The organism is Cupriavidus basilensis OR16, assembly GCF_000243095.1.
Taxonomy (GTDB): Bacteria; Pseudomonadota; Gammaproteobacteria; order Burkholderiales; family Burkholderiaceae; genus Cupriavidus; species Cupriavidus basilensis_D.
The window spans coordinates 1-927 of record NZ_AHJE01000247.1 but is presented as its reverse complement, the minus strand read 5'-3'; the positions used below and the strand labels follow the sequence as shown (position 1 = coordinate 927).

Below are 927 nucleotides of genomic sequence, written 5' to 3'. Positions count from 1 at the left end.
GCATCGACCCGGCCAAGACCACCATCACGGTGCAGTCACACCTGCCGGCGCTCGCCGAACTCACCCTGATGTACCTGAACTTCGTCACGGTGGCCCGGCTCGAGCGCAACCCGACCATCAAGGAGGAGATCCAGGCGCGCGGCTTCGGCCGTGACATCCCGGCGGGCTTCCTGTGCTACCCGGCTCGCAAGCTGCCGACATCACTGGCTTCAAGGCCACCGTGGTGCCCGTGGCGAGGACCAGGCGCCCCTGATCGAGCAGACCAACGAGATCGCGCGCCGCATCAACCATCAGGTTGGCCGCGAAGTGCTACCGGAAGCCGCCGCGCTGATCCCGCGCTTTGGCAGGCTGCCCGGGGTCGACGGCAAGGCCAAGATGAGCAAGTCGCAAGGCAACGCGATCTCGCTGGCGGCCTCGCCCGAGCAGGTCAAGGAAGCGGTCATGCGCATGTACACCGACGCCAACCACCTCAAGGTGTCCGATCCGGGCCAGGTGGAGGGCAATGTGGTGTTCACCTACCTCGACGCGTTCGACGAGGCGGTCGATGAAGTGGCCGAATTGAAGGAACACTACCGGCGTGGCGGGTTGGGCGATATGGTGCTCAAGCGCAGGCTGGATGGCGTGCTGCAAGGGCTGCTGGCGCCGATTCGCGAGCGGCGCGAGGAGCTGGCGAAGGATCCGGCCCATGTGTTCGATATTTTGAAGCAGGGGACGGCGCAGGCACGGTTGGTGACGCAGGCTACGTTGGATGAGGTGCGTGAGGCGTTGGGGACTTTTAGGTTTTGAGGTTGGGATTGGTGGGGGCTGCGACTTCAGCTGCAACTGCAACTGCAACTGCAACTGCAACTGCAACTTCAGCTTCAGCTTCAGCTTCAACGGCTTAACGTCAAGGGCAACTTCAACTGCAGTTTCACCACCCCTGCGGGG

The 927-nt window shown here is 63.4% G+C and carries 1 pseudogene; it reads left to right on the top strand.

The annotated features are described in order from the left end of the window. Positions 1-786: pseudogene (locus OR16_RS38565) on the top strand (tryptophan--tRNA ligase); the annotation flags it as partial. Positions 787-927 lie beyond the last annotated feature (141 nt).